The 22927-nt window shown below is 71.9% G+C and carries 20 protein-coding genes; 13 read left to right on the top strand and 7 right to left on the bottom strand.

The genetic code is table 11. The features are described from left to right. The 4 genes from HC031_RS27660 to HC031_RS27675 all read right to left on the bottom strand — a co-directional run. On the bottom strand, positions 1–1056 hold a 1056-nt coding region (locus tag HC031_RS27660; RefSeq protein ID WP_167928382.1), incomplete at its 3' end, for a S8 family serine peptidase. A 200-nt stretch (positions 1057–1256) separates the two neighbouring features. After that, on the bottom strand, positions 1257–1637 hold the full coding sequence (locus HC031_RS27665) for a response regulator transcription factor (protein WP_167928383.1): 381 nt from the start codon (positions 1635–1637) through the stop codon (positions 1257–1259). Further along, positions 1637–2863 (bottom strand): HDOD domain-containing protein, encoded by a 1227-nt coding sequence (locus HC031_RS27670; RefSeq protein ID WP_167928384.1) that lies wholly within the window; start codon positions 2861–2863, stop codon positions 1637–1639. The genes HC031_RS27665 and HC031_RS27670 overlap by 1 nt, the downstream gene beginning before the upstream one ends. 241 nt (positions 2864–3104) lie before the next feature. After that, positions 3105–3836 (bottom strand): mechanosensitive ion channel family protein, encoded by a 732-nt coding sequence (locus tag HC031_RS27675; protein WP_167928385.1) that lies wholly within the window; start codon positions 3834–3836, stop codon positions 3105–3107. A 111-nt stretch (positions 3837–3947) separates the two neighbouring features. Here HC031_RS27675 and HC031_RS27680 point away from each other — a divergent pair, with 111 nt between their 5' ends. Next, positions 3948–5018, top strand: coding sequence for a cytochrome c oxidase assembly protein (locus HC031_RS27680; protein WP_167928386.1), 1071 nt, complete (start codon positions 3948–3950; stop codon positions 5016–5018). 160 nt (positions 5019–5178) lie between these two features. Beyond that, positions 5179–6333, top strand: coding sequence for an LCP family protein (locus HC031_RS27685; RefSeq protein WP_167928387.1), 1155 nt, complete (start codon positions 5179–5181; stop codon positions 6331–6333). A 92-nt stretch (positions 6334–6425) separates the two neighbouring features. Here HC031_RS27685 and HC031_RS33550 read toward each other — a convergent pair whose 3' ends face one another. Further along, positions 6426–8432, bottom strand: coding sequence for an EAL domain-containing protein (locus tag HC031_RS33550; RefSeq protein ID WP_167928388.1), 2007 nt, complete (start codon positions 8430–8432; stop codon positions 6426–6428). Positions 8433–8639: 207 nt separating this feature from the next. Here HC031_RS33550 and HC031_RS27695 point away from each other — a divergent pair, with 207 nt between their 5' ends. From HC031_RS27695 to HC031_RS34570, 4 genes are all read left to right on the top strand, one after another. Continuing rightward, positions 8640–9806, top strand: coding sequence for a branched-chain amino acid ABC transporter substrate-binding protein (locus HC031_RS27695; protein WP_167928389.1), 1167 nt, complete (start codon positions 8640–8642; stop codon positions 9804–9806). A 149-nt stretch (positions 9807–9955) separates the two neighbouring features. Beyond that, complete coding sequence (locus HC031_RS27700) at positions 9956–11122, top strand: branched-chain amino acid ABC transporter substrate-binding protein (protein WP_167928390.1); 1167 nt, start codon at positions 9956–9958, stop codon at positions 11120–11122. A gap of 131 nt (positions 11123–11253) precedes the next feature. Further along, positions 11254–12447, top strand: coding sequence for a branched-chain amino acid ABC transporter substrate-binding protein (locus HC031_RS27705; protein WP_167928391.1), 1194 nt, complete (start codon positions 11254–11256; stop codon positions 12445–12447). Between the two features lie 157 nt (positions 12448–12604). After that, a complete protein-coding gene (locus HC031_RS34570; protein WP_167928392.1) occupies positions 12605–13882 on the top strand; it encodes an alpha/beta fold hydrolase in 1278 nt (425 codons plus the stop codon). Between the two features lie 4 nt (positions 13883–13886). Here HC031_RS34570 and HC031_RS27715 read toward each other — a convergent pair whose 3' ends face one another. Further along, positions 13887–15056: a saccharopine dehydrogenase NADP-binding domain-containing protein gene (locus HC031_RS27715; RefSeq protein ID WP_167928393.1), complete on the bottom strand. Its 1170-nt coding sequence runs from the start codon at positions 15054–15056 to the stop codon at positions 13887–13889. A gap of 51 nt (positions 15057–15107) precedes the next feature. Further along, positions 15108–15494, bottom strand: a complete 387-nt coding sequence (locus HC031_RS27720) for a BlaI/MecI/CopY family transcriptional regulator (protein ID WP_167928394.1) — start codon at positions 15492–15494, stop codon at positions 15108–15110. A 308-nt stretch (positions 15495–15802) separates the two neighbouring features. Between HC031_RS27720 and HC031_RS27725 the strand changes: the two genes are divergently transcribed. The 7 genes from HC031_RS27725 (at position 15803) to HC031_RS27755 (ending at position 22894) form a co-directional block, all read left to right on the top strand. Beyond that, positions 15803–16840 carry a transporter substrate-binding domain-containing protein gene (locus HC031_RS27725; RefSeq protein ID WP_167928395.1) on the top strand — a complete coding sequence of 346 codons (1038 nt, stop codon included), beginning with the start codon at positions 15803–15805 and terminating at the stop codon, positions 16838–16840. Next, entirely contained in the window at positions 16834–17859 is a 1026-nt protein-coding gene (locus HC031_RS27730) for a hypothetical protein (protein WP_167928396.1), read from the top strand. Before HC031_RS27725 ends, HC031_RS27730 begins: the two co-directional genes overlap by 7 nt. Before the next feature lie 21 nt (positions 17860–17880). After that, positions 17881–18336 (top strand): flavodoxin family protein, encoded by a 456-nt coding sequence (locus HC031_RS27735; RefSeq protein WP_240943111.1) that lies wholly within the window; start codon positions 17881–17883, stop codon positions 18334–18336. Between the two features lie 566 nt (positions 18337–18902). Beyond that, positions 18903–21518, top strand: a complete 2616-nt coding sequence (locus HC031_RS27740; RefSeq protein WP_167928397.1) for a sensor histidine kinase — start codon at positions 18903–18905, stop codon at positions 21516–21518. Further along, positions 21515–21931, top strand: a complete 417-nt coding sequence (locus HC031_RS27745) for a roadblock/LC7 domain-containing protein (RefSeq protein WP_167928398.1) — start codon at positions 21515–21517, stop codon at positions 21929–21931. Before HC031_RS27740 ends, HC031_RS27745 begins: the two co-directional genes overlap by 4 nt. Next, positions 21928–22308, top strand: coding sequence for a DUF742 domain-containing protein (locus HC031_RS27750; RefSeq protein WP_240943112.1), 381 nt, complete (start codon positions 21928–21930; stop codon positions 22306–22308). The genes HC031_RS27745 and HC031_RS27750 overlap by 4 nt, the downstream gene beginning before the upstream one ends. Then, complete coding sequence (locus HC031_RS27755) at positions 22289–22894, top strand: GTP-binding protein (protein WP_167928399.1); 606 nt, start codon at positions 22289–22291, stop codon at positions 22892–22894. Before HC031_RS27750 ends, HC031_RS27755 begins: the two co-directional genes overlap by 20 nt. Positions 22895–22927: the final 33 nt, after the last annotated feature.

Below are 22927 nucleotides of genomic sequence, written 5' to 3' on the forward strand. Positions count from 1 at the left end.
GGACTGCGGGTTCGACACGTCCGCCACGCTTCCGGGCGACCGCAGGCTCACCAGGTGCGCGGCCGGCGCGGCGAGATCCGGCTTGGCGTCGCCCTGCCACGTGGGTCCACGCCCCGACCACGTGGCGACCACGTCGTCGGTGCGAGCGGCGGTGCCGGACTCGTCCAGACCGCCCGCGGTCAGCAGCACCGGGTCGTTGCCCGGTGACGACACCGTGCCCGCGCCCGGTCCGTCGTTACCGGCGGGCACGACCACCGTGACGCCACGCCGCCAGAGCGTCTCGAGCCCCTGGGTCAGCGGGTCGATCTGGTACGGCAGCGGGCTGCCGGACGCCAGCGAGAGGTTGAGCACCTGCACCTCACCCGCGTGCTGGCTGACCCATTGCAGGCCGCGCAGCACGGTGATGAGGTCGGTGTTGCCCTGCGCGTCGGCGACCTTCACGTCGATGAGCTTCGCCGCCGGCGCCACACCCCGGTACGCGCCACCGGACGCGGCGCCCGAGCCGGCGATGAGGCCGGCCATGAAGGTGCCGTGACCGTAGCCGTCGCCGCCGCCCTTACCGGTCACGTCAACGCGTTTGACGACCTTCCCGGCCAGATCCGGCACGTCGGCGATGCCCGTGTCCACCACGGCGACGGTGACCCCTCGGCCCTCGTTGCCGTCCCGGGGCAGGCCCAGCGTCTGCCGGACGGTGGACGCGGGGCCACCGGTGTCCGCCGCCTTCGCGGCCGCTACCCGCAGTTCCCGCTGCGGTACGACCACCCATTGCGGGCCCAGTACCGCGCCCTGCGGCAGCCGCGCCGCGACACCGTGCACCACGGGCAGGGACGCGAGGACCCTGCCGCCGGCCGCGCTGACCGCCGCGGCGGCGCTGTCGGCGTCGGCACCGGTCACCACGACCTCCCGCCACGCGCCCGCGGCTGTCGTGGGATTCGCGCTGGCGGTGCCGGGCAGCACAGTGGCCACGGCCGCCACAGCGGCCGTGGCCACCAGCCCGACCCGTCGAAGACGCGGCGGTGCCTTTCCCAGCGCCGCGCCGGTCACGTTCGGTTCCATCCCTGGAACTCACCTCCCCGGTCCAAGCGAGTCCGATACGGACTCCACGGGTGCCGTCGGCAGTTCCAGCCCGGTCCTTAGAAAAATTCGCAGGTGAAAATGGGAACGCGTGTCCCCCGGATGGGCATCCATCCGGTCGACACGGCGTCGCCACGCGCTCGGCGCCCGTAAGAGTCTCGGCGGCTCAGACCTTCGGCGGCTCAGACCTCGGCGATCGGCCGTTCCCGCAGCAGCCCGCGGATGAGATAGAGCACCTCGTCGGCGCCGAAGGGCTTCGCGAGGTAGTAGTCGGCGCCGTCCGCCCACGCGCGGGCGGCGGAGTCCGCGTCGGCCGCGGCGGTCAGCAGGATGACGGGTACCGGATCGCCGTCCTGACCACGGATGCCGCGCAGCACTCCGTAGCCATCGAGGCCCGGCATCATCAGGTCGAGCACCACGCAGTCGGGCCGGCGCGCCTCGAACGCGCTCAGCGCGGCAAGCCCGTCCGCCGCCGTGCGTACCTCGTGCCCGTCCAGCTCCAACACGTCGGTCAGCAACTGTCGGATCGCGGGCTCGTCGTCAACCACCAATATCAGTGCCATCACGCCCTCTTCTTCTCATCGGCTCGATTAAGCCCCATATCGCCTATAAGCCACTCCCCCGCGCGTGCGGAGGCCTCCTCGGCTGCTCGTCGCCAGTCGACGGGCTGGGCCGTCAGCTGGGGATGCGCCAGGAGCTCAGCCAGCTCCTCGGCGGCGGTACGGGCGCCGGGGTCGCGCGCCTCGGTCTGCTGAATGAGCAGGTGCGCCGCCCGGACGGCGGCCGTCACGCCCAGGCCCGAGGCCGGGGGACGTTGCGGGAGATCACGCTCGGCGACCGCCACCACGATCGGGTACGGCAACCCCCACAGGTGCAGCAGCTCGACGCCCACGTCCCGGTACGGCACGCCGCGGAAGTCCGCCGCCGCGAGATCTAGATCCGGATTCCCGCCGCTTCCCGCCGCGGCGAGGCAGACGAACCGGCCCACGTCCTGGAGCGACGCGGCGGCTTGCGCGTACGGGCGGTTCGCCGGCGAGGCCATCAGTCCGACGAGCTCCGTGGTCGCCATCGCATGCCGCCACACGACGCCCAGCTCCCGGACGACCGCCGGCCCCCACTGCGGGGACGACCAGAGCAGCTGGCCGGTGTCGACCAGCGCCTGCAGGGTGGGTAGTCCGAGCACGCCGATCGCGTTCTCGACGGAGGCGACCCGGGCGCGGGCGCCGAAGACCGCCGAGTTCGACAGCTGGAGCAGCTTGGCCGTGAGCCCGACGTCGCGCGCGGCCGCCCGCGCCGCGGTGGAGAGCTCGATGGCGGCCGAGCCAAGGAGCGCGGTGAGGCGGTCGGCATGACCCGGCAGGGTCGGCAGGGCGCGTACGGCGCCGGCCAGGCGGCGCGCCTCGACGCGGTGCGTGGTGGACGTCATGAAGGCGAGCTGGTCGATGACGGCCACGATGCTGTCGGCCTCGGCGGACTTGGCGAGAAAGCGGTGACCGGCGACGGCGCCCCGGAGCGCCTCCTCCCGCTCGGCGTCGCCGCTCACGACGACCCGGGCGACCCCGGGGTGGCGTTCGCTGACCCGGGTTAGCAGCTCAGCGCCGTCCATTCCGGGCATCCGCAGGTCGGACACCACGACGTCGCGGGGCGACTCCGCCAAGAGATCGAGCGCTTCGGCGCCGCTCGTCACGAACGCCATGTCCCAGTCGCCGCGCTTACCGTGCAGTGACCGACGCAGCCCGTCGAGGATGCGCGGTTCGTCGTCGACGAAGAGTACGCGTGCCCTGGTCATGCCGGGCCCGACAGCGTGGAGTCGTCCGGCGCGCGATGCCGTACCGGCGGCATGCCGCTCGGCCCGCCCGGCCCGGCGTCAGTGCTCGGGCCTGGCGGTGTCGTCGCCGCCTCCGCGGACCGCGCCGTCTCGATCATCGCTCCTGGTTTTCGCTTCGCGGTGTCCCGGTCACTGGCCTTATCGGACTGCGAAGCGCCAAGTTGAGACGACGTTCGAGCTCAGATGTGCGACGCGGCTACGCTCACCCGCCGTCGGCCGGGCGGGGCCCGGCGATCGCGTTCAGCACCTGGCTGTTGGGGATCGACAGCGTGCCCTCCGTCGACTGCAGCCGCAGGTAGGCGAGGCCGATCTCGAGCACGACGCCGTCGACGAAGCCGCCGAGCGCGCCCGACCGCAGGCGTACCTCCTGGCCGACGGTGAACGGGCGAGCCAGCAGCAGCACGATGCCGGCGAACAGGTTGGCGAGGGTCTGCTGACCGGCGATGCCGAACACGACACCGGTCAGCGCGCCGCCGAGGATGAGCTGGCTGATGGGTACCGACAGCAGCCCAAGGGTGATCAGCAGGCAGGTGAACCCGCCGGACAACACGGTGACCAGTCGCAGCACGACCGCATGTGCGCTGCCGACGTGCGCCTGGGCCAGGTCGCGGATGTGGCCGGCGATGGCGAACACGGCGGTGAGCGACAGCACGGCGAAGGCCAGGGTGCCCCCGATCGCGATCAGCCGCTCGTGCAGCAGATGCGACTTGCGGCTGCCGAAGTCGGCCGCGGCGGTCGCCGCGACCAGCGCGAGTACCAGCAGGAGCAGCGTCCGCCAGGCGCTGCGCCACGCCGTCGAACCCGCCGTCGAACCCGCCGTCGCGTCGCCGGTCGTCGCGCCGGCCGGCGTTGGCGGTGGGTCGAGGCGGATCTCCTGGGTCGGGAGGTCGTGCGATCGAAGCGCGGCGTCGGGCTGCGGTGCGTTGTCGTTCATGTCCTCGTCATCGGTCGGTCGGGGCGGTCGGCCCTCCACGGTACGAGGCGCACGCTGGGTGCTTCCTGAGTGTTGGGGCGGGCCCGGACGGCCGTCGTACGCTGGGGCACCGTGCGAAGCGTACCGGCGGTGGCGGATCTACTCAGTTACGGTGGCCCGCCACCGCCGACCCTCGCCGGCGCCGCGAGCGCCTGGCGGCTCGATCCGCTGCTGCTCGCGGTCGCACTGCTGGCCGCGGTCGGCTACCTCGCCGGAGTGGCGCGGGTGCACCGCGCCGGCGGGCGCTGGCCGGTCGCCCGTACCGCGGTCTTCGTCGGCCTGGGCCTCACCGGCCTGGCGGTGTCCGCGCTGGGCTGGCCCGAGGTGTACGCACCGGTGCTGTTCTCGGTCTACGCCGGGCAGGTGATGCTGCTCCTGCTGGTGGTACCGTTCCTGCTCGCGCTGGGCCGGCCGATCGGGCTGGCCCAGGCGGCGCTCGGCCCGACCGGGCGGGCGCGGCTGACGGCGGCCCTCGACAGCCGGTGGGCCCGGTTCTTCACGGTGCCGGTCGTCAGCCCACTACTGCTGGCCGCGGTCCCGTTCCTGATCTTCTTTACGCCGCTGTACCGGTTCTCGCTGACGCACGCCGCGCTGCTGTCGATCCTGCACCTGCTGCTGCTGGCGCTCGGGGCGGCCGTGCTGCTGCCGGTATGGGAGTCCGACACGGTGGACGCCCGGATCCCGTACGTGATCGTGACGCTGTTCGCGTTCATCGAACTGCTCGCCGACGCGGTGCCCGGCATCGTGATCCGGCTCGACACGCACCCGATCGCGGCGGGCTACTTCGCCATGCTGGCCCGCCCGTGGGGCCCCAGCCCGATCCACGACCAGCAGCTGGGCGGCGACCTGATGTGGTGCGTCGGGGAAGCGATCGACCTGCCGTTCATCGTCATGCTGCTGGTGCAGTGGGTACGGTCGGACGCCCGGGACGCCGTCCGGGTCGACCGTGAACTCGACGCGATCGACGCGGCCGAGCGGGCGGCGGTCGGCGCCGGCCCGATCGGCGCCGGCCCGGTCGGCGCCGACGACGCCGGGTCCGATGACGGCATGACCCGGCCCTGGTGGGAGGCGGACGCGTCGATTTTCGGCGACCGGGCCGCCCGCTACCAACGGCCCCCGGCACCGAGGGACGGTGACCGATAGGCGCTGACCGATAGGCGCTGACCGATAGGCGCTGACCGATAGGCGCTGACCGATAGGCGGTGACCGCTGGCGGCGACGCCCCGGGCGAACGGCCCCGTCACCTACATCGTGTAGTGTCAGGTGGCCTCCATGGCAGTGCGGGGCTGACGTAGGGGTGGAGATGGATGGGCACGGGTCCGGCGGCGCGTACGGCGCGCCGTGGCGGCAGGAGCGGCGGCAGGCGTGGTGGCGCCGGCTGCGTTGGCGGCGGGCGCTGGCCGTGTTCGCGGCCGTGGCGTGCGCGCTCACCGGCCTGGGGCTGATCGGCGCGGTGACCCTGGCGAGCCGCTTCGACAACTCCATCCACCGCGGCAACCTGCTCGGCAGCGCCCGTACGACGCCCGGCAAGGACGTGCACGGGCCGCTGAACTTCCTGCTGATCGGGTCGAACTACCGCACCCAGGACCCGTCCAACGGCGAGCGCGCCGACACGATCATGATCGTTCACGTCGCCAAGGACCTGAGCCACGCCTACCTCGTCTCGGTGCCCCGCGACCTGTACTACACGATCAAGCCGTACCCGCCGACCCAGTTCGCGGGCAGCACGGAGAAGATCGACGCGGCGCTCAACTACGGCGGAATGCCGCTCATGTCGCAGACCGTCTCCGACCTGACCGGGTTGAGGTTCGACGGCGCGGTGGAGGCCCGCTTCGACGGGTTCCAGCAGGCGGTACAGGCCCTCGGCGGCGTCGACCTGTGCGTGGACGAGAAGACCGTCTCCGTCCACATCGGCCATACCGCTGACGGCAGGTACGCCATGCCGTACACCAACACCGGAGCCCACCCGATCCCGGTACCCGGCGTGACGCCTCAGGTGTACTACCCCGGTTGCCAGCACATGGTGCCCTGGCAGGCGCTCGACTACGTGCGCCAGCGGGAACTGCTGCCCAACGGCGACTACGACCGGCAGCGCCACCAGCAGCAGTTCATCACGGCGGTGCTCAAGCAGACCGCCTCGGCCGGCACCCTGACCGACCCGATCAAGCTCGACAAGACACTGCGCGCCATCGGCCAGGCGCTGACCATCGACACCAACGGCACCTCGGTCACCGACTTCGTCTACGCGCTCAAAGGCATCAAGGCCAGCTCACTGGTCGGGCTGAAGGCCCCGTCGCACCCGGAGGTGATCGGCAACACCTCGTACGTCGTCGGGGAACCAGACCTTCCGGACCTCTGGGCGGCCATCCGCGACGACACCCTCGACGCGTACGCGGCGGCGCACCCGAGCCTCGTCAACCCGCTCGACGGGCACGCCGCTCCCCCGACCCAGGGCTGAGCACCGCATCACCTGCGACTGGCACTGCCCTACCAGGTGCGGGCGCTGTGCTACCAGGTGCGGGCGCTGCGCTACCGGGTGCTGGCGCTGCCCTACAGGCGGCTGCCGGTGCGCTGCCACGCCGCGACGGCCGCACGGTGCGCCTGGACGGACGCCTTCGGCAGCTCGTCGGCGGGTACCGGGCGGCTGAGGGCGAACCCCTGCGCGAGGTCGCAGCCAAGGTCGCCCAGCAGGACGAGCGCGTCCAACTCCTCCACGCCCTCGGCCACCACCGACAGGCCGAGGTTGTGGGCCAGGTCGATGGCGCTGCGCACCAGGACCACGTCGTCGGGATCGTTCGCGAGCTCCTGCACGAACGTACGGTCGATCTTCAGCTCGTCGGCCGGCAGCTGTTTGAGCTGCGACAGCGAGCTGAAGCCGGTGCCGAAGTCGTCGATGGAGACCTTCACGCCGTACTCGCGGACCTGCCGCAGCGCCTCCCGGGACCGCTCCGGCTCGGTCATCACGCTGGTCTCGGTGAGCTCCACCTGCAGCAGCCCGGGCGCGAGCCCGGTGGCGTCCAGGGCGGCGCGTACCCGCAGCACGAAGTCCGGGTCGAGCAGGCAGCGCGGTGAGACGTTGACCGACACCACCAGCGGCGCTCCCGCCTGCTGCCACGCGGCGGCCTGCGCGACCGCGACGTCGATCATGTGGTACGTCAGCGGGATCTCCAGGCCACGGGCCTCGGCGATCGGCAGGAACGCGCCCGGCATGAGCAGCCCGCGCGTCGGGTGTCGCCAGCGCACCAGCGCCTCGACGGCCGTGACCGTGCCGTCGGCGATCCGGATCTGGGGCTGGAAGTACGGTACGAGCTGCTGTTCGGGGTCGCCCGCGTCGAGCAGCGCCCGCAGCTCGCCGAAGAGCACCATCCGGTCGGGGGTGTCCGCGTCGACCTCCGGGTCGTAGACGGCCACCCCGCCGCCGCTGGACTTGGCCCGGTACATCGCCGCGTCGGCGTGGCGGATCAACTCCTCGCTGACACCGTGGATCGGGCCGACCGCGACGCCGATGCTGCCGCTGACGGCGGCCGGCCCGGCGTCGAGCAGGAAGTCCTCGCGCAGCGTCTCGGCGATCCGGTCGGCCACCTTCGTCGCCTCGGGCACGCCCCCGACGTCGGGCAGCAGGACGGCGAACTCGTCGCCGCCGAGCCGGGCCACCAGGTCGCCCTCGCGGGCGCTGGCGCGCAGCCGTCGGCCGGCCTCGGCGAGCAGCTGGTCGCCCGCCTGGTGACCGAGGGTGTCGTTGACCGCCTTGAAGCCGTTGAGGTCGAGGATCATGAGGGCGACGTGGCTGCCGGGTGCCAGCCTCAGCCGCTGCAGGGCGCCCGTCAGGCGTCGGTGGAACATCGCGCGGTTGGGCAGGCCGGTGAGCGCGTCGTGCAGCGCCAGGTGCTCGTTGACGTCGGCGTGCTGGGCCAGCCGCCGCTGGTAGCCCAGCACGACCCGCCAGATCAGGGCGACCAGGATGAACCCCAGGCCGAACCCGACCGACGTGCCGATCAGCATGCGTACCTGGGCCCGCCGCAGCTCGGCGGCCTGCGCCTGCGCGCTGGCGTGATAGGCCCGCGTCACCGTGTCGATGTCCTGTTGCAGCTCGTAGTACGCCGGCGTGACCGACAGCCGGTCGAAGCTGGTCAGGTTGGGGTCCCGGTCGGCGGCCATGTCCAGCAGGCGGTCGGTGGTGCCGCGGTAGGCGGACTGCTCGCCGAGCAGCCGGCGCGCGTCCGTCGCCGCGCTCGCCACGCCGACCGTGGTCACCTTCCTGAGCGCCTGGTCCGCGGCGTTGGCCGCCTGGACATAGCGCATCCGCACGGCGACCGAGGGCTCCACCTGGTAGTGGCGGGCGTTGACCTCCTCGAGGGCGATGGCGCCGCGCGCCTCGCCGAACCAGCCGTCCACGGAGAGGGCCTGGCTGTGCGCCTGGGCCGCCGACGTGGTCTGAGCGGTGCCGATGATGATGTACGCGCACAGTCCGAACAGCACGCTGGCGAGCGCGCCGGTCGTCAACAGGCTCTGGCGGCGACGAACCCGCGGCTCGTCGCCTGTTTCCCCTGTGCTCACTGGCGCCGTCGACCCAGCCGCGTTGCGGCCACGCCCCATCACCGGCTCCCTTCGTCTCGTCACCGCGCCGGAGTTGCCGGTTGCGCTGTTCGCACAACCCTCCAGCGGAAGCATCGGCAGCCTGGAACCAGATCTGACCCTTCTGCTCAACTGAGGAACGTTCCGGACGATCAAATTGGACGAAGCTTACAGACGGGAGGGGATCCGATGCGTGTACGCGCCAAGCTGGGGGTCGCCGTGCTCGCCGCGGCGGTGGTGGCCACCGGCGCCCTCGCCGGCTGCGGGCACAAGCCGGCCCAGCGACCGGCGCAAGCATCGCCGATCCGCCTCGGCGCCCTGGTGCCGCTGACGGGACGCATCTCCGCCGCGGGCCAGGCGATGGTCGACGCGGAGCAGCTGGCGGTACACGAGGCCAACGCCGCCGGCGGCGTGCTGGGCCGGCGCGTCGAGTTGGTCGTCGAGGACGACGCCTGCGACCCGGGCACCGCCGTCGTCGCCGCGAACAAGATCGTCACCCGTGACATCGCGGTCTCGGTGGGCGGCTACTGCAGCAGCGCGACCGTGCCCGCCCTGAAGATCTTCCATGACGCCGGAATCCCCATGGTGATCCCGCTGTCGAACTCGACCGAACTGCTCGAACCCAAGTACAACAGCATCTTCCTCATCTCCGGTACGGTCACCGCCGAAGGCCGGTTCGCCGTGACGGCGATGGACCGCCTGGGCAGCCACCACCTTGCCGTCGTGCACGACGGCACCAGCTTCCCGGTCTCACTGGCCCAGGCGACCGTCGACGCCGCCCACGCCAGCGGCACCGTCCAGGTCGCCGGCGAGTTCGAGCTGGCCCAGGGCGCCCCGAGCTACCTGCGCCTCGCCGAGCAGATCCGCGACAGCGGCGCCGATGTCGTCTACTACACCGGCAACTACGCCGAGGCCAACCAACTGATCATCGATCTGCGCGCGAGCGACTTCACCGGAAAGATCATGGTCGGCGACGACGGGGCCGACGATCACCTACTCGACGGCCTGACCCCGCAGCAGAGCGCGAACGTGTACGGCACCGCGCTGATGGTGCCGAAGTTCATGCCGTCCCTGGCCGACTGGTCGGCCCGGTTCACCAAGGCCACCGGGCACGCTCCCGGTCCGGCCACCCCGGAGGCGTACGACGCGGTCAAGCTCGCCGTCGACGCCATCCGCCGCGCCGGCAGCCTCGACCACGCGGCCATCAGCCGGGCCATCGCCGGCACCACCCAGCTCAACCTGCTCTCCGGCGACCCGCGCTTCAACCCCGACGGCACCCGCGTCAACCCGACATTCCTGCTGCTGGCCGTCCGCGACGGCACGTTCACGTACGTCTCCTCCAACGAGACGCCGTGACGGACGCCGGGTGACAGACACCAGGTGACAGACGCCAGGCCGCTGCGGCGAGCGCCGGCCGGGTCCTCGCCGACAAGTCGGCAACCCGGCACTCAGGTTGATTGACCAAGGGAAAAGTACCGATGAAGCTTACAGACGGGAGGGATCCGATGCGCGTACGCACCAAGCTGGCGGTCGCCGTGGTCGCCGCGGCGGTGGTGGCCACCGGCGCCCTCACCGGCTGCGGGCACAAGCCGGCCCAGCACCCGGCACCGGCCGCGCCGATCCGCCTCGGCGCCCTGGTGCCGCTGACGGGAACGAACGCAATCTCCGGCCAGGCGATGGTCGACGCAGAGCAGCTGGCGGTACGCGAGGCCAACGCCGCCGGCGGCGTACTGGGCCGGCGCGTCGAGCTGGTCGTCGAGGACGACGCCTGCGACCCGGGCACCGCCGTGGTCGCCGCGAAAAAGATCATCGACCAGGACATCGCGGTCTCCGTCGGCGGGTACTGCAGCAGCGCGACCGTACCCACCCTCAAGAGCTTCCACGACGCCGGAATCCCCATGGTGATCCCGCTGTCGAACTCGACCGAACTGCTCGAACCCAAGTACAACAGCATCTTCCTCATCTGCGGCACGGTCACCGCCGAAGGCCAGTTCGCCGTGACGGCGATGAACCGCCTGGGCAGCCACCACCTCGCGGTCGTGCACGACGGCACCAGCTTTCCGGTCTCACTGGCCCAGGCGACCGTCGACGCCGCCCACGCCAGCGGCACCGTCCAGGTCGCCGGCGAGTTCGAGCTGAGCCAGGGTGCCCCGAGCTACCTGCGCCTCGCCGACCAGGTACGGGCCAGCGGCGCCGACGTCGTCTACTACACCGGGTACTACGCCGAGGCCAACCAGCTCGTCCGGGATCTGCGCGCGAGCGGCTTCACCGGACAGATCATGGTGGGCGACGGGGCGGTCGACGGTCCCCTGCTCACGGGACTCAACGCCGAGCAGACCGAGGGCGTCTCCGGCACCACGTTCATGGTTCCGGAGTTCATGCCCTCCCTGGCCGACTGGTCGGCCCGGTTCACCAAGGCCGTCGGGCACGCCCCCGGCCCGGCCACCCCCGAATCGTACGACGCGGTCAAGCTCGCACTCGACGCCATCCGCCGCGCCGGCAGCCTCGACCACGAGGCGATCCGCCGGGCCATCGCCGGCACCACCAAAATCGACCTGCTCTCCGGCGACCCGCGCTTCAACCCCGACGGCACCCGCGTCAACCCGACCTTCCTGCTGCTGGCCGTCCGCGGCAACAAGTTCGTCTACGTCTCCTCCAACGAGACGCCGTAACGGATAGCATGCCGCTCCAACGCCGTCGGCCGAGCCCTCGACGACGGTTCCAGCAACCGGAAACCAACCGACCCTTCCGCTCAACCGCGCGGCACTCGAGTCGATCGACCCATACAGACGGGAGGGATCCGATGCGCGTACGCACCAAGCTGGGGCTCGCCATACTCGCTGCAACGGTGCTGGCCACCGGCGCCCTCGCCGGCTGCGAACACGAGCGGGCACAGCGCCCGGCAAAGGCCGGACCGGCCACACAGGACCCCGAGGCCGCGCCGATCCGCCTCGGCGCCCTACTGCCGATGTCGGGAGCCAACGCGGTCATCGGGCAGGCGATGGTCGACGGGGCGCAGTTGGCGGTACGCGAGGCGAACGCCGCCGGTGGCGTACTGGGCCGGCGCGTCGAACTGGTCGTCGAGGACGACGCCTGTGACCCGGGCACCGCCGTGGCGGCGGCGAACAAGATCGTCACCGAGGGCATCACCGTCTCGGTGGGCGGCTACTGCAGCAGCGCGACCGTACCCACGCTCAAGATCTTCCACGACGCCGGAATCCCCATGGTGATCCCGCTGTCGAACTCAGCCGACCTGCTCAAGCCCGGGTACAACAGCATCTTCCTCATCTGCGGCACGGTCGCCGCCGAGGGCCAGTTCGCCGTGACGGCGATGAACCACCTGGGCAGCCACCACCTCGCCGTCGTGCACGACAGCACCAGCTACCCGTTCTCGCTGGCCCAGGCGACCGTCAACGCCGCCCACGCCAGCGGCACCGTCCAGCTCGCCGGCGAGTTCGAGGTGAGCCAGGGCGCACCCAGCGACATGCGCACGGCCCAGCAGGTACGGGCCAGCGGCGCCGACGTCGTCTACTACACCGGGTACTACGCCGACGCCAACCAGCTCATCAAGGACCTGCGCGCGAGCGGCTTCACCGGACAGATCATGGTCGGCGACGCGTCGGCCGACGGTCCTCTGCTCGAGGGCCTGACCGCCGACCAGGCCAAGGGCGTCTCCGGCACCACGTTCATGGTTCCGGAGTTCATGCCCTCCCTGGCCGACTGGTCGACGCGGTTCCTCAAGGCCGTCGGGCACGCCCCGGGCCCGGCCACCCCGGAGGCGTACGACGCGGTCAAGCTCGCCGTCGACGCCATCCGCCGCGCCGGCAGCCTCGACCACGAGGCGATCCGCCGGGCCATCGCCGGCACCACCAAGCTCGACCTGCTCTCCGGCGACCCCCGCTTCAACCCCGACGGCACCCGCGTCAACCCCACCTTCCTGCTGCTGGCGGTCAAGGACGGCAAGCTCACGTACGTCTTCTCCAACGACGCGCCGTAACCGGCCGGGGCACCGCCGGTCGATGCCGGACTGGGCGGGTCCGCCCGTGTCCGGCGCGACGAACCCGGTTGCGACCGCCGGGTAGCCTTCGACGCCGATGAACGCGAACCGGCGGTAGGGGCGGGCCGACGGCATCCTGGTCGAGGAAGGGGCCGAGGTGGATCAGAGTGAGGCGCCGGGCGCGGCGGAGACCGTCGCCGGCGCGACCGGCGCACCGCCGACCGAGCCGCCCGCCCCCGCGCCGGCCGCACCCGCGCCGGCCGCACCCGCGACGCCCGCACCCGCGCCGGCCCCGGTACGGCGACGGCGGCGCTGGCTGCGACGCGCCGTGGCCGTACCGTCGGCCGTGGCGCTTCTCGCGGTCGCCGGCACGCTCGGCGGCGGCTGGTACTTCTCCAGCGAGCTGCTACGGGTCGACCACTCGGTCACCGACCCGGTGACCGTCGTGTCGGTCGCCGGCAGCGAGGTCACGCTCAGCAGGGACGCCGACACCGCCCGCCCGGTCCGCTTCGGACTCACCTGGAACGGCGGCCACGCCCTGCTCAGCTCCGCCGTCCGGCCGGCGGGCGACGCGGTGGTACGCACGGTGACCGAGGTCGAGCGCGGCGCGCTGCGGCCCGGACTGCACGCGCACCTCGACACCGGGGTCTTCACCGGCGATCCGCGCACCGCGCGCGGCCTCCCCTTCACCGACGTGACGATCCACGACGACGGCGGCGACGCACCGGCCTGGTACGTGCCGCCGACCGCGAGCCCCGCGCGTACGACGTGGGTCATCGCGGTGCACGGGCGGGGCGGTACGCGCCAGGAGGCCCTGCGCGTCCTGCCCACCATCGCCGCGGCCGGCGCGCCGACCCTCGTGGTCACCTACCGCAACGACGTCGGGGCGCCGCGCAGCCCGGACGGCTACTACCACCTGGGCGACACCGAGTGGCGGGACGTGGCCGCCGCGGTCCGGTACGCCCGCGACCACGGCGCGACCGGGGTCGTCCTCTATGGCTGGTCGATGGGCGGCGCGGTGGTCATGACGACCATCCGGCGGCTGCCGCCCGCCGACGCCGCGCTCGTGCGCGGCGCCGTCCTCGACTGCCCGGTGCTGGACTGGAACGCGACGCTGGACCTCCAGGCGTCGCAGCGCAGCCTGCCGGAGTTTCTGACCTGGACGGCCGAGCGGGTCGTCGAACAGCGGGCACACCTGTCCCTCGACGACTTCGACCAGGTCGACCGGGCCGGTACCTTCACCACCCCGTTCCTGCTGTTCGTCGACCGGTCCGACTCGACCGTCCCACCTGGACCGTCGCTGCGGTTCGCGGCGGCCCGCCCGGACCTGGTCACGCTCGTCACCACCAGCGGTGGCGACCACACCCGCTCCTGGAACGTCGATCCGACCGGCTACGAGTCGGCGGTCGCCGGTTTCCTGACGGCGCACGGATAGCGGGTCACGGGTTCGCGGAGACCACCCGGAACGTGATGCCGGCGCGCTCCAGCCGTACCCGCAGCGCGTCGCCCATCGCCACCGCCGTCGTCACCTGGCCGGCCGTCGCCGACAGTGGGTCGTACGCCAGGCACAGCGCCGACTCGGCCAGCATCTTCGCCGTCTCGCCGTAGCCCGGGTCGCCCCCGGCCACCTCGGTGACGACCCGCCGGTCGCCGCTGTCGCCGATGAACCGCACCCGGAACCACCCCTTCTCCCGCTGCGCGGGCGTCGGTCCGGTCCCCGCGGGGCGCAGCCGCAGCAGCAGGTTGCGGGTCGGCGGTAGCTGTGCGAGCGCGAACGTGCCGGCCACGGCGGCGGTCAGCCCCGCCGCGGCCAGCGGGCTCTTCAACGCCACGAAATGGCTGTACGAGAAGTCCGGGCCGTACCGGTCGAGCGCCTGCGCGGAGCGGGCCACGATCTGCGGATCGACCGTCGGCAGTGGAAGCACCCACGCCCCCGCGTCGGCGTCGTAGCCGGGGCGGCCGGCGACGGCGCGTACCCGCCGTGGCCCGTCGCGCCCTTGCCTGCGCTGCCGCTCGCGGTGCGCCGCGGCCGTCTGGCGCATCCGCGCGAACGCGGTCACCGCGGACTCGAGCGTCCCACCGGAGATGGTGCCGCCCGCCGTGACGTACCCGCGCAGCCGGATCGGGTGGTCCGGCGGCAACTGCTCGACGGTGAACATCGCCCCCAGGTCGTGCGGGACGGAGTCGAAGCCGCAGGCGTGCACGAGCCGGGCGCCGGTGCGCTGCGCGGTGGCGTGGTGGCGCAGGTACATGAGGTCGATGAACTCCGGCTCGCCGGTCAGGTCGACGTAGTCGGTGCCGGCGGCGGCACACGCGGCGACGAGCGGTTCGCCGTACTTGACGTAGGGGCCGACCGTCGTGACGACCACCCGGGACGCCTCCGCCAGCCGGCGCAGCGAGTCCGCGTCGCCGACGTCGGCCTCGATGATCTCGGCGGTCGCGCCGAGCCGGTCGCGCAGCGCGGCCAACTTCACGCGGTTGCGCCCGGCGAGCGCCCACCGCAGCCCGGCCGGGGCGTGCGCGGCCAGGTACTCGGCGGTGAGCGCCCCGGTGAAGCCGGTGGCGCCGAACACTGCGATGTCGACGTCGCGCTGTGGTGAGGTCGTCACAGGAGACCAGGCTACCGACGCCGGCGCGGCCGGTCAGCCGCCGTCCGTGGATCAGGCCGGCGCTGCCGCCGCCTCGGCGTAGTCGCCTCGCAGCAGGTCGCTGAGTTCCAGCCGCTCGTCGGGCGGCAGCATCGCGATGAGCCGCGCCAGGACCGCCCGGCGGTCCCCGTCGGCGTCGAGCAGCGCCCGGATCCGGCCCGCCGTGCGCTCGGCCCGGTCGGCGTCGGCGATGTACACGTAGGACCGCCCCACCCATTCGCAGCGGGCCAACCCCTGCTCGTGCAGGCGGTTCAGGACGGTCATGACCGTCGTCGCCATCACACCGCCGCCGAGCCGCTCGCGCACCTGCTCGAGGGTCAACGGCCGGTGATCCGCCGCGAGCATGGCCATCACATCGCGTTCGAGCTGGCGCTTGGTGGGTGAAATCAGATCGGCCATGCCGTGATCGTCTCCTTCGCAGAGCGAACCTTCAGCCTGGATGCCACCCTGCCGGCGGCCCCCGGCGCGCGCCAGCGACTTAATCGACAATCAACACACGCCTAAGCCGCGACCTCCGCCCGTTATGGAAACCGGGCAAACGGGCGCCGGGCCCCGGCCGGGCCGGCACGTGCCGGTTGCCGTGCAGGAAACCCGACATAGATATTCCTCACCGGTTATTGTCCGGCGCCCGCCGGGCCGGCAAGCTCCGCATCGACGCGGATGCGGTGTGGTGACCGCTGGTGGCGGGCGACGAGGGGACCGGACAGATGTCGAAAGTGGAGGAACGGACGGCTGACGCCGCGTCGGACCCGGTCGCCAGACAGCGGCGCCGCCGCGATCTCATGCGCCGGCTCCGGCTCGCCGGGCTCGCCGCGGTGGTGCTCACCACCGTGGCCGTCGTCGTGGTCACCGTCGTCGACGTGGCGCCCCCGTCCAAAGACGACCTGATCCGCGAGGCCGGGCTGATCGGCAAGAGCGAGCTGAGGATCGGCGTCAAGGACGACCAACCCGGTATCGCGCTGCGTGACGAGAAGACCGGAGCCTACAGCGGCTTCGACATCGACATCGCCTACATGATCGCCGCCGAGCTCGACTTCACCCGCGAGCAGGTCCGGTTCTACCCCATCGAGAGCAAGGACCGCGCCCGCATGCAGGCCCGCGACGGCGACGGGTTCGTCACCGTCGACCTGGTGGTGGCCAGCTACAGCATCACCGCCGAGCGGCGGGCCATGCCCGACGTGGGCTTCTCGGCCCCGTACCTGCGGACGGCGCAGTCGGTGCTGACCCGACGCGACCACCCCACCGTGCAGTCGCTGGGTGACCTGCGCGGCGAGAAGGTGTGCTCGCTCACCACCTCCACCTCCGAACAGCTCGCCGAGCGGTCGGGGGTCCAGGCGTACACCAAGAACAAGATCAGTGACTGCGTGGCCGGGCTGCGGCGCGGCGATTTCGACGCCGTCACCACGGACGCCGCCATCCTCGCCGGCTTCGCCCACCTCTACCACAACGAGCTACGCATGCACGCCCTCGGCGTGGACGCCGATGAGCGCTGGGGCATCAACGTCGGCACCAACTCCGCGCTCAGGGACCTGGTGAACCTGGCGCTCTACCACTCCAAGTACGACCCGCGGGACGACCGGTGGGAGGAGGCGTTCCGCACCAACCTGCTGCCGGAGGAGCGCGACAGCCTGCCCCAGCAGGTCGCCATCGACGAGCAGCCGCCGGTGGACAAGGTCCGGATCCGCGAGTGGCCGTGGCGGATGCGCGCGCTCGCCCGGCCGGGTGCCGAGGCGGCCACGTGGTGACGCCCCCACTGCTCGACCGACGGCCGGCCGCCCGCAGCGACCACTGGCTGTACGCGCTGCTGCCGGCGTTCCCGGTGCTGCTGCTGGTCATGCGGCTGTGGTATCTGAGCGGGCAGGACCTGCAGACGCTGCTGCTGCTCATGCAGTACGTCAGCCCGCTCGGCCTGGTGACCACGCTGCTGGTGACCCTGGTGTGGATCCCGCCGGCGATCGTGCTGCTCATCCGGGCCCTCGGGGCCCTGGAGGAGACGAGCGACCCGGCGGAGGCCGCCCGGCGGCCCACCTGGCTGGTCCGCGCCGCCCGACGCGTACCCGACTGGGTCGTCGCGTCCGCGGTGCTGCTGGCGGCGCTGACCTGGCAGATGCGGTTCCTGCCGATGCTGCTGATGCTGGCGCTCGCCATCACCGGGCTGACCGTGCGGCAGCGGTTCCCGGACAACCCCCGGCTGGTGCGTGCCGCCTGCGTGGCGGCGCCGGTCGCCGCCGCGGTCGCCGCGTACCTGTGGCTCGCGCCCGCCATCGTGCAGGCGATGGTCGCGCGCGAGCCGGTCACCGCGGCGCTGCTGCTGCTCCCACCCGCGGTGGCGCCCCTGCTGACCGGTCCGGTGCCGGCCCGCACCGCCCGTCCGGTGACGCACGCGGTCGCGATCGCCGCCCTGATGGTCGCGCCGATCCTCGCCGGCGCGATCCTCCTGAAGGCCCCGATCCTGCCGACCGTCGCCGTCGAGGTCGGCGCCGCGCCGGGCGCCGCACCGGTACGGGTGGTGATCGGGCACGTGATCGTGGTCGACAACCAGATGACCACCCTGCTCGACGAGAACGGTGCCGTCCAGTTCGTACTGACCTCGCAGGTCATGTCCGAGACGCTGTGCCCGGACGACCGGCAGATCCCCACCATTCCGGTCAGCGTCCACGACTGGCAGGTGGAGCAGACCGTGCTGACCTGGATCACGCCGTCCCACGCGACGGGTCCGGTCGATCCGCGGTGCCGGGGGCGCGCCCTCGTACCCCACCGGTGAGGCGCGACTACGCTCGGCGCGGTGAAGAGGCTGCTGATCGTCCATCACATGGCGTCGCCGACCCTCCAGGCGATGTACGAGGCGGTGCGCGCCGGGGCGGGCACCGACGAGATCGAGGGGGTCGAGGTCGTCGCGCGGCCGGCGCTGACCGCCACGGCCGTCGACGTGCTCGAAGCCGACTGCTACCTGCTCGGCACGCCGGTCAACATCGGGTACATCAGCGGCGCGCTGAAGCACTTCTTCGACCAGATCTACTACCCGTGCCTGGAGGCGACCGCCGGTCGCCCGTACGCCGCGTACCTGCACGGCAACAGCGACGCGAGCGGCGCGGTCCGCGCCATCGAGGCGATCACGACCGGCCTGCGCTGGCAACAGGTACGGCCGCCGCTGGTCGTCACCGGCGAGCCGGGCAAGGCGGGCCTCGACGAGTGCTGGGAGCTCGGCGCGATGGTCGCCGCGACGCTCGCCGGCAGCTAGCCACGGCTGAGCAATGTTGCGCACATTGCGGCCTCGGGGCGCCCGGAGACCGCAATGTGCGCAACATTGCCCGGATTTCGCAGCGTCACATTACGGCTCGTATTTGATTACCCACGCTGGGCAATTTTCACGACCTTTTCCACCGCATTCCCCGGCCATCCCGCTCACATTTGCCCCGCCGGTGCCTGAATTCGACCACCACGATCGGTCCGGTGGCCCGTTCGTCGGGACGCAGACACCCGGCCGGCGGCCGCGCCTCGTCGCCTCGAACCAGTGAGTGCGAGGACATGCAAGGATCGTCCGGACATTACGGACGACGGACGAGGGCGTGACGACGCGTCGACACAGGCCGAGCTCGGACGACCTCGACGGGCCCGTTTTGGCGTCGATATCCGTTAATGTCCGCCCCCGATAGTGGTCAATTTCGGCGGCTGCCTAGACAGCAATATTGCTTCTCACTAAGTTTTGTCCACCATCCGGTGGCGTTAAGGGACAGGGCGCGCCCCCGAGGGCTTTCGAATCGAGATGTAATGAAGCGCAACAGGTCCAGATCGATCAGACGGCAGATGATCGCGATGCTCACGCTGCCGTTGGTGGCACTCATCGGGCTCTACGCGTTCGCGCTCGTCACCGTGGCCAAACCGGTGCTCGACCTGCGCCTGGCCTCCGTCGCCGACCGGGACGTCCGCAATCCGGGCAACGCCGTCGTGGAAGCGCTCCAGGCCGAGCGGAAAGCGGCCGACGCGTACCTGGCCCTCGACCGGATCGACCCCCTCACGCTGCAGTCCGCCGAAGCGACCACCGACGCCGCGGTGTCCAGGTACCGCCGGCTGCTCAGCCAGTCCGAACTCCGCAGCAACAACGACGTGACCAGGCGCAAGATGGACGAGACCATCCAGGCGCTGGACAAGCTGCCCGCCGCCCGCCAGGCGGTGGCCACCAGCCCGGACCGCCCCACCGCCCGGATGCTCTACACCACCATCATCTGGGCCGTCTTCGCCCTGTTCGACTCGCTACCGGAAAGCGTGACGTCCGAGGTCGCCAAGGAACAGGCCGGCCAGACCGCGACCGCCCGCCTCAACGACCAGCTCAGCGAGGAGGACGCGGCCATCGCCGGCCTGGCCCTCGCACGCCGGTACACGCCGGTGGACTCGGTGGCGCTCACCCAGCTGATCGGCGCCATGGCAAACCAGATCAACCAGGCGTCGGCGCTGTTCACTGGCGATCTCAAAGACCTGGTCGACAAGTTCATCGCAGATCCGAGAACCCAGGCCGTGTACGCCCACAACAACCCCATGCTGGCCAAGGGCATCAACGGCGGTGTCCCACCGACCGACCCCGCTACCTGGAACGCCGTCTACCAGCCGGCCCTCGCCCTGCTCAAGGCGTTCATCGCGGCTCTCGGCCAGGACATCAACCGGCGCATCAACGACGCGGCCGACACCGCGCGGCTCAATCTCACACTGACCGGGCTCGGCGGTCTCCTCGCCGTCGCGCTCTCCCTGCTGCTCACCATCCGGCTCGGCCGGTCGGTCTCGGTACGTCTCGCCGGGCTGCGCGGCGCCGCGCTCGACCTCGCCGACGCCCGCCTGCCCGACGTGGTGGCCCGCCTACGCCGCGGGGAACGGGTCGACGCCGCGCTGGAGGCGCCTCCCCTGGATCTCGGTGACGACGAGATCGGACAGGTCGGCCAGGCGTTCAACCGGGTACGCCGGACCGCCATCGAAGCGGCGGTGGACGAGGCCACCCTCCGGCAGGGCATCAACCAGTTCTTCGTCAACATCGCCCGGCGCAGCCAGAGCCTGCTCCACCGGCAGCTCGCCCTGCTCGACAGCATGGAGCGGCGCACCACCGAGCCCGAGGAGCTGGAAAACCTCTTCCGCATCGACCACCTCGCCACCCGCATGCGCCGGCACGCCGAGGACCTCGTCATCCTGGCCGGCAACACGCCCGGCCGGGGCTGGCGGCAGCCGGTACCGATGATCGACGTCATCCGCGGCGCCATCTCCGAGATCGAGGACTACTCCCGGGTCAAGCTCTCCGTACTCGGCGAGGAGGCGCTCATCGGGCCGGCCGTCGGCGACCTGGTCCACCTGCTCGCCGAGCTGATCGAGAACGGCACCCACTACTCGCCGCCGACCACCCCGGTCATCGTCACCGGCCAGGCGGTGGGCAACGGCTTCGCCGTGGAGATCGAGGACCGCGGACTGGGCATGACGCCGGAGGCACTGGAGGCGACCAACCGGCGGCTGCTCAACCCGCCCGACTTCGACCTGGCCGACAGCGCCCAGCTGGGTCTGTTCGTCGTCGCCCGGCTGGCCGCCAAGCACGGCATCCGCGTTCAGCTCCGGCACTCGATCTTCGCCGGCGTCACCGCCGTCGTCCTGATCCCGACCGACCTGATCGTCGCGGTGGGCGAGCTGGGCGACGCCCAGCACGTGACCCCGCACAACGGGGTGACGCAGCAGTTCCCGGCGATGGTCGGGGCCGGCCAGCACCGGGCGGACGGCGACACGGAACCGGCCGCCGCCGGCACGAACGGGTACGCCGGACAGGACCAGCAGGAGTCGTTCGAGTGGCTGCGCAGCCGTACGCCGGTCCCACCGCCCACCGAGCCGCAGCCGGAGGCGCCGCTGCGCCTGACGGCTTCCGCCGAGCGACCGGACACGCCGACCGCGTCCGACACGCCGACCTCACCCGCCGCGCCCGCCGCGCCAACCTCGCCCGCCGAGCCGACCTCACCCGCTCGCACCATCCCGGCCGCCGTGCCGATCCGGGCCGCCATCCCCGTCCAGCCCGCGCCGTCGGACCCGCCATCCCAGGCGACCGGCCCCCAGGCGACCGGACCCCAGGCGACCGGACCCCAGGCGACCGCACCTCACGCGCCGCTCCACGTCGCCGCGTCCGGGCCGACCGCCGAGGCCGAACCGGGATCCCCGACGGGCGATCCGGCGGCCACGGCTCCGCGACTCCCGAGACCCCGCGGGCTGCCCCGCCGCATCCGCCAGGCCAGCCTGGCGCCCCAGTTGAAGAACACGACAGCCTCGATCATCGACGCCGACCAGGCTCCCGTCGCGCCGACCCCTGAACTGATCCGGACCCGCATGTCGTCGTTCCAGGCCGGTATGAAACGGGGCCGCCGGGCCGGCGCAGGTCAAACCGGACAGGAGGAGTACAAGTGACGGTTCAGCAGAGTTCCGGCTCGTCGGTCTTCAACTGGCTGCTCGACGACCTGGTGGACCGGGTGCCGTCGGTGCAGCGGGCAGTGGTGCTGTCGGTCGACGGGCTGCAGATGGGCGCCTCGCGCGGGCTGGCTCAGGAGGACGCCGAACACCTGGCGGCGCTGGCGGCCGGATTCCAGAGCCTGGCGCGGGGCGCCGCGCGCCACTTCGGCAGCGGACCGGTCCGCCAGACCGTCATCGAGATGGAGTCGGCGTTCCTGTTCGTCACCGCGGCGGGGCGGGGCGCCTGCCTCGCCGTACTCGCCGACGGCGACTCCGACATCGGGCTCATCGCGTACGAGATGGCGATGCTCGTGACGCGGGTCGGTCAGAACATGGCGACGGGTCCCCGATCGACCACGGAAGCCGGATGAGCAACGCCTCCATGGCCGATGACTTCTGGATGGACTCCGAGGCGGGCCCGGTTGTGCGCCCGTACGCGATGACCGGAGGCCGGGTGCGCCCGGCCGCGCCACTGGACATGGTCGCGTACGTGGTGGCCAAGGCCGGGCCCCGCACCCGGGCGCCGAACCTGCAGCCCGAGCACCGGGCGATCCTGGCGGCCGCGCGCCAGCCGATCACCGTCTCGGAGCTCGCCGCCCATCTCGACCTGGCCCTCGGGGTGACCCGCATCCTGCTCAGTGACCTGATCGAGCAGGGCCTCCTCTCGTCGTACGAGCCGAACGTCAGCACCGTGCAGCCCTCCGAGCGCATCCTCAAGGCGGTACTCAATGGCCTCCAAGCCCTCTGACCCGACGCGGGTCCCCACCGCGCTCAAGATCCTGATCGCCGGCGGCTTCGGCGCGGGCAAGACCACGATGGTGGCTTCGGTCAGCGAGATCCGGCCGCTGCAGACCGAGGAGCTGCTCACCGAGGCGAGCACCGGGGTGGACGACGTCTCGGGGGTCGAGCAAAAGACCACCACGACGGTGGCGATGGACTTCGGCCGCATCACCATCGACGAGGAGATCGTGCTGTACCTGTTCGGCACGCCGGGGCAGGACCGGTTCTGGTTCCTGTGGGACGAACTGGCGCTCGGCGCGCTCGGCGCGGTGGTGCTGGCCGACACCCGCCGGCTCGAGGACTGCTTCCAGTCCATCGACTACTTCGAGCGGCGCGGCACGCCGTTCGTCGTGGCCGTCAACTGCTTCGACGACGACGCCGAGGAGCACACTCCGGACGAGGTCCGCGAGGCGCTCGACCTCGAGCCGGACGTACCGCTGGTGTTGTGCGACGCCCGCAGCCGGGCGTCCAGCAAGGCGGTGCTCATCGCCCTGGTCCAGCACGTCATGGCCCAGCTTCGTCGCCCCACCTGGCCGGTCGCGCTGGTGCGCTGACTGCCGGGCCGCTGACTGCCGGGCCGCAGACGC

Source organism: Planosporangium thailandense (assembly GCF_011947195.1).
In the GTDB taxonomy this organism is placed as follows: domain Bacteria; phylum Actinomycetota; class Actinomycetes; order Mycobacteriales; family Micromonosporaceae; genus Planosporangium; species Planosporangium thailandense.

Excerpts from the sequence above, each read along its gene's own strand:
- HC031_RS27740 (WP_167928397.1), top strand. The coding sequence starts at position 18,903 with ATGATCGCGATGCTCACGCTGCCGTTGGTGGCACTCATCGGGCTCTAC.
- HC031_RS27670 (WP_167928384.1), bottom strand. The coding sequence starts at position 2,863 with ATGACCAGGGCACGCGTACTCTTCGTCGACGACGAACCGCGCATCCTC.
- HC031_RS27700 (WP_167928390.1), top strand. The coding sequence starts at position 9,956 with ATGCGCGTACGCACCAAGCTGGCGGTCGCCGTGGTCGCCGCGGCGGTG.
- HC031_RS27750 (WP_240943112.1), top strand. The coding sequence starts at position 21,928 with ATGAGCAACGCCTCCATGGCCGATGACTTCTGGATGGACTCCGAGGCG.
- HC031_RS27675 (WP_167928385.1), bottom strand. The coding sequence starts at position 3,836 with ATGAACGACAACGCACCGCAGCCCGACGCCGCGCTTCGATCGCACGAC.
- HC031_RS27755 (WP_167928399.1), top strand. The coding sequence starts at position 22,289 with ATGGCCTCCAAGCCCTCTGACCCGACGCGGGTCCCCACCGCGCTCAAG.
- HC031_RS27725 (WP_167928395.1), top strand. The coding sequence starts at position 15,803 with ATGTCGAAAGTGGAGGAACGGACGGCTGACGCCGCGTCGGACCCGGTC.
- HC031_RS27705 (WP_167928391.1), top strand. The coding sequence starts at position 11,254 with ATGCGCGTACGCACCAAGCTGGGGCTCGCCATACTCGCTGCAACGGTG.
- HC031_RS27685 (WP_167928387.1), top strand. The coding sequence starts at position 5,179 with ATGGATGGGCACGGGTCCGGCGGCGCGTACGGCGCGCCGTGGCGGCAG.
- HC031_RS27665 (WP_167928383.1), bottom strand. The coding sequence starts at position 1,637 with ATGGCACTGATATTGGTGGTTGACGACGAGCCCGCGATCCGACAGTTG.
- HC031_RS27720 (WP_167928394.1), bottom strand. The coding sequence starts at position 15,494 with ATGGCCGATCTGATTTCACCCACCAAGCGCCAGCTCGAACGCGATGTG.
- HC031_RS27695 (WP_167928389.1), top strand. The coding sequence starts at position 8,640 with ATGCGTGTACGCGCCAAGCTGGGGGTCGCCGTGCTCGCCGCGGCGGTG.